General features: G+C 72.2%; 4 protein-coding genes. All 4 read right to left on the bottom strand.

From position 1 onward, the window contains the following. On the bottom strand, positions 1-2,096 hold a 2,096-nt coding region (locus MEICH_RS25070), incomplete at its 3' end, for an AAA family ATPase (RefSeq protein ID WP_157202833.1). A 138-nt stretch (positions 2,097-2,234) separates the two neighbouring features. Further along, the gene (locus MEICH_RS0113660) at positions 2,235-2,765 is read right to left on the bottom strand and encodes a GerMN domain-containing protein (RefSeq protein WP_027893103.1); all 531 of its coding nucleotides are present in this window, start codon (positions 2,763-2,765) and stop codon (positions 2,235-2,237) included. Further along, positions 2,762-4,066 carry an N-acetylmuramoyl-L-alanine amidase family protein gene (locus MEICH_RS25065; RefSeq protein WP_051304155.1) on the bottom strand — a complete coding sequence of 435 codons (1,305 nt, stop codon included), beginning with the start codon at positions 4,064-4,066 and terminating at the stop codon, positions 2,762-2,764. Before MEICH_RS25065 ends, MEICH_RS0113660 begins: the two co-directional genes overlap by 4 nt. A 38-nt stretch (positions 4,067-4,104) precedes the next feature. Then, the gene (gene smpB / locus MEICH_RS0113650; protein ID WP_027893102.1) at positions 4,105-4,536 is read right to left on the bottom strand and encodes an SsrA-binding protein SmpB; all 432 of its coding nucleotides are present in this window, start codon (positions 4,534-4,536) and stop codon (positions 4,105-4,107) included. Between the last annotated feature and the right edge of the window lie 540 nt (positions 4,537-5,076).

Below are 5,076 nucleotides of genomic sequence, written 5' to 3'. Positions count from 1 at the left end.
GGGGCAGGCACGGGCTCGGGGGCCTCGGGGGGCTGAGGGTTGCCCAGGCGCTCCAGCGCCAGCCGCACGCCGCGCAGTTCGACGCGGGCGGCGTCCTCCTGCTGGCGAAGCTCCTTGAGCGCGGGGTCCTGGAGCTGTTGCCGCAGCTCGGCGGCCCGGGCGCTGAGGGCCTGGACCTGGGCGGTGAGGGCTTCGGCCTCGCCGCGCACCTCGGCCAGGCGGCGGCGCTGGGCCAGCATCTGCCCGCCGCGCTGCACCCGGCCGCCGGTGATGGCGCCGCTGGACTCGAGCAGCTCCCCCTCCAGCGTGACCAGCCGGGGGTGGTCGGGGTGCTGGCGGGCGAGGGTGAGGGCGGCCTCGAGGCTCTCCAGCACCAGGGTGTCGCCCAGCAGGGTGGGCAGGGCCTCGGGGTGGGCGAAGCCGACCAGTTCGCGGGCCAGGCCGCGCACGCCGGGGAGCTGCGACCAGTCGCGGCGGGGCCGGTGGGCGGGCTTGAGCAGGGTCAGGGGGAGGAAGGTGGCGCGGCCGCCCTCGCGCTTGAGGTAGTCCACGGCCTGCTTGGCGGCGCGCTCGTCGCGGGTGAGCACCCACTGCAGCCGGCCGCCCAGGGCGATCTCCAGGGCCAGCTCGAGGCCCTCGGGCACCTCGAGCAGGTCGGCCACCACGCCCAGCACCCCGGCGATCCCGGCGTTGCGGGCCTTGCGCGGGCCTTCGGCCAGGTCGGTGCCGCTTTGCAGGTAGGCCTCCAGGCGCTGGGCTTCGGAGCGGCTGGCCCGCAGGTCGGCGCCGAGGCCGCCCTCCTGCTTGACCACCCGGTCGAGCTCGGCGCGGAGCTGCTGCTCGCGGGCCTCGAGCCCCTGGCGGCGGGCCTCGAGCTCGGCGAGTGCACCCTCCAGGCGGGAGCGCTCGGCCTCCAGGTGCTGCTGCTGCTCCTGGGTCTGGCGGAAGGCGGCGAGGCGGGCCTCGTAGGTGGCCTGGGCCTTGAGGAAGGCCTCGTAGCGGGCCTGGGCCTGGCGCAGCTCGCGCTGCAGCTCGGCGAGGCGGGCCTCTGTCTGGCGCTGGCGTAGCTCGAGCCCCTCCACCTGCTGGGCGCCGGGCTCCGGGGCCTGGGGCTCCTGGGGCACGGGCAGGGCCTCGAAGCGGGCGACCTGGGCGCCGAGGCCCTCCGCCTCGCGGCGCAGGCGGGCCTCGAGCTCGCGCAGGTGGGCGGTCTCCTGCTCGAGCAGCCGCCGCTCGCCCTGCAGGGCCTCGGCCTGGCGCAGGGCCTCGCCGTGGGCGCGGTTGAGCCCCTCGAGGCCCTCCTGGAGGGCGGTCTTCTCCTGCTGCAAGGCGGCCAGCCGCTCGGCGAGCTGGGCCTTCTCGGCCTCGAGCTCGACCAGCCGGGCCTGGGTCTTGCGGGCTTCGGCCTGGGACTCCTGGATGCGGGCCTGCACCAGGCCCCGCTTGAGCGCCAGGAGCTGGCGGGACAGCTCGCGCGCCCGGCGGGCGGCCTCGGCCTGGGCGGCCTTGGCCTGCAGGCCCTCCTTGAGCTCGGCGTGCTTGCGGCTGAGGGCCTCCATCTCTTGGGTGGCGGCCTCGAGGCGCTCCTCGGCGGTGCGGGTGGCGAGGGTGACGGCCTTGAGGCCGGCGGCTTCCTCGAGGTAGCCCAGCAGCACCTCGGGCCCCGCCTGCAGCACCTCGCCCACCTCGCCCTGGCCGATGATCGCGTAGCCGCCCCGGGCCAGGCCCGAGCCGGCCAGGGCCCGCTCGATGGCCTTGAAGGTGGCCTTGTGGCCCGACAGCCGCACGTCGCTAGCACCGTCGCGGTCGAGGCGGCGGGAGATCACCAGCCGCTCGCGGCCGCGCGAGAGGACCAGCTCGACCTCGGCGAAGCCCATGGGGGCGCGGCCTTCCGAGCCGTGGAACAGCAGGGCCTGGGCCTCTTCGCCCCGCAGCTCGCGGGCCCGGGCCCCCACGATCCAGCGCAGGGCCTCGACCAGGTTGCTCTTGCCCGACCCGTTGGGCCCCACCACCCCGGTCACGCTGGGGCCGAAGTCCAGCCGGGTGCGCTCGCCGAAGGATTTAAAACCCTGGAGGGTGATCTGCTCGATTCGCATGGTGTTCCTGGCCCCGGGGGCCGCTGATCGAGGGCTGAGTGTACCGCATGGGCGGGCGTTTGCCTACCGGGGCTAATAAGTGAAGAGATTCACGATAAATCTAGCTCGTGAAAAACTTCTGAGCATAGTTGGCCTTCGTCAGGGCCGGATGATCGGGTCCAAAAGGCTCAGGTGGCCGAGGGACTCGACCTCCTTGCCCTCGAGCAGAAAGCGCACCGACTTGATCTGGGGGAACTCGAGCAGCGTGTAGGCCATGCCGTAGACCAGCATGACCTCGGCGGCGCTGCCTTGCTGGAGGCGGCCGTAGGCGGCGGGCAGGTTGACGATGGCCTGGTCGCCCAAGAGGTAGACCTTGGGCACGGGCAGGCCCACGGGGGCGACGGGGTAGGCGCCTTGGGCCTTCGGGCCCTTGAGCAGCTCGGCGAGGGCGAGCTCGAGGGGGTTGTCGCCCTCGGAGATCTCGAGGGTGCGGACCTCGATGGAGAAGCCGTCGGCCTTGGCGTTGGCGAAGTGCAGCCGCACCGGGCGCTCGCCCAGCCGCTCGTCGCCCTTGCTGGGCAGGTTGACCACCGGCACCCGCAGCACGCCCTGGGTGTAGAACATCACCCACAGGCCGCCGACGAGCACCAGCAGGCCGAAGATGTTGAAGAAGGTCAGGAAGCGTCTCATCGGCTGTTGCCTCCCCCGCCCGGCGCGGTGGGGTTGGCGGGCACGGGCTCCTCCAGGGGGATGTCGAGGTAGCGCAGGATGGCCTCGGTGAGGGCCTCGGCGATCTGCTTGCGCCGGTCGGGGCTGGCGGCCTCGTCCATGCCGACCTCGAGCAGCACCGCCGCGCCCCCGGCCTGCGAGAGCACGAAGTAGGGGCCCTGGGCCTCGAGGGGGACGAGCGCCCGGTTGGCCAGGGCCCCGGCGATCTCCTTCGACAGGCGCGCGCTCGCGTCGGGCCCGGCCACGAAGCGGCCGAGCACCTCGCGGCGCGGGGCGGGGGTCTTGGGCAGGAGCTGGCGGCCCTTGTCGAGGAAGGCCAGGCCGCGCTCGTCGGGGTAGGTGTAGGCGACGAGGTTCTTGCCGCTGACGGCGTGCAGGCTGACGAAGACCTGGGCGAAGGTGGCCTGGCGGGCCCGCTCCGAGAGGGCGGGGTTGCGGTCGTCGCTGCGGGTCAGGCGGACGTCGAGGTTGCGGGCCTTGAGGCCCTCGGCCACGCGCTGGGCGAGGTTGAGGGTGACGTCCTTCTCGCGCACGCCCTCCACCGTGATGCCGGCGTCGGCGCCGCCGTGGCCGGGGTCGAGCACGACCCGGGGGCTGAACTTGCGCTCGCCCCACTCGAGCACCGCCTCGTTGGCGGAGTAGAACAGCCGCAGGGGGCCGGGGACGGGCGGGAGGGTCAGGCGCAGGCCGTAGCCGGCGGGGCTCAGCTCGTAGCCGCCGTTCTCGCCGGCCTCCACCACGCCGATGAGGGCGAAGGTCGGGGGGTTGGCGCTCAGCAGGCGCACCTGCACGTCGCGGTCGAAGCGCAGCACCACGCGGCTGAGGGCGTCGCTCGAGCTCTTGCGCACCGCCAGCAGCCGGGCCGGGCGCAGGCCGAGCACGTAGATAGAGCCCACCTGACGGTACTCGAGGCCGAAGGCCGAGGCCAGCCCGCGGATGGGCAGCCAGGGCTCGCCCTCGCGCCGCCAGGCCTTGCCGGTGCTGCCGGCCTCCGCCGCGCTGTTGGCGTAGGGGAACCACTCCACCCGCCCGCCCAGGCTCACGTAGACCCCGGTGCGGTAGGCCACGAAGCCCAGCCCCAGCGCCTGGGCCATGGGCTCGGCGGGGCCGTAGGGGGCGTTGCCCGCGAAGGCCACGGCCACCGTGCGGTTGCCGACGGCCAGCGAGTACAGGCTCTGGGCGCCGGTGAGGTTGAATAAGAGCACGAGCGCCAGCACCAACAGCGGCCAGCGCCTCGAGTGCTTCTCCACCTTGCCGAACATCGCTACAGTTCTAACGGCTGTGCCCGCGGCTTGCAAGCTCACCAGCTCTCCAGCTCGCGCTGCACGGCCTGGCGCTTATCGTCGTCCTTCTTCTGGAAGGCCTTCTTTCCTCGCCCCAGGCCCAGCAGCAGCTTGGCCAGGCCGCGCTCGTTGAAGAAGATCTTGAGCGGGACCAGCGTGAGGCCCTTCTGCTCGACCTTGGCCCGCAGCTTGGCCAGCTCGCCCTTGTGCAGCAGGAGTTTGCGCAGGCGACGGGGGTCGTGGTTGGTGTAGCCGCCCTTCTCGTAAGGAGCGACGTAGAGGTTCTCGAGGAAGAGCTCCCCGTTCTCGAAGCGGGCGAAGGCCCCGGTGAAGTCCACCTGGCTGGCCCGGATGGACTTGACCTCCGTACCCCGGAGCACCAGCCCCGCCTCGTAGGTCTCGAGGATCTCGTAGTCGTGGCGTGCGCGGCGGTTTTCCAGTCCGGCCATGAGCACTTCAGTCTAGAGGTAACGCGGCTGAGATGCAAAGGTGGGAAAAGCGGTAAGCCGTCAGCTATCAGCGGTCAGCCGTCAGCGAAGGGCGGAAGGCTCGTGGCCTGTGGTTGCCCCTCCCCGTCCCTCCCCGCACGCGGGGAGGGTTTATCCCCCCAGCCCCCCTTGCTAAGGGGGGAGTAAGGCGTTTTGCGTTTTGCGTTTTGCGTCTTGCGTTTGGCGTTTGGCGTCTCGCATACGACGTAGGACGTACGCCGTACGACCCGCGCTGCACGTTCAGCGTTGGGCTATCGGCTATTGGCTATCAGCTATCGACCATTGACCATCGACCATCGACATCCCGCGCTGGGCACTCGGCGCGGGCTGATATACTCTCGCCGATGAACGGTCTGAGGCTCACGGGGCTGCTGGGAGCAGCCGTAGTGCTGGGTCTGGCGCGCCTGGCCTGGGCGGTCGGGCTAGGAGGGGCCTGGCTCTACGGGGCGCTGGCGCTCGTGGCCGCTGGGGTCGCGGCGCTGGCGGTGGCGCGGCTGCCGC

Origin of the sequence: Calidithermus chliarophilus DSM 9957 (genome assembly GCF_000430045.1) — a bacterium.
Classification (GTDB): domain Bacteria; phylum Deinococcota; class Deinococci; order Deinococcales; family Thermaceae; genus Calidithermus; species Calidithermus chliarophilus.
This window is presented reverse-complemented; position numbering and strand designations above follow the sequence as displayed.

Bases quoted from the DNA above. Each gene is read 5' to 3' on its own strand.
- MEICH_RS0113660 (WP_027893103.1), bottom strand. From the start codon at position 2,765: ATGAGACGCTTCCTGACCTTCTTCAACATCTTCGGCCTGCTGGTGCTC.
- MEICH_RS25065 (WP_051304155.1), bottom strand. From the start codon at position 4,066: ATGTTCGGCAAGGTGGAGAAGCACTCGAGGCGCTGGCCGCTGTTGGTG.
- smpB (WP_027893102.1), bottom strand. From the start codon at position 4,536: ATGGCCGGACTGGAAAACCGCCGCGCACGCCACGACTACGAGATCCTC.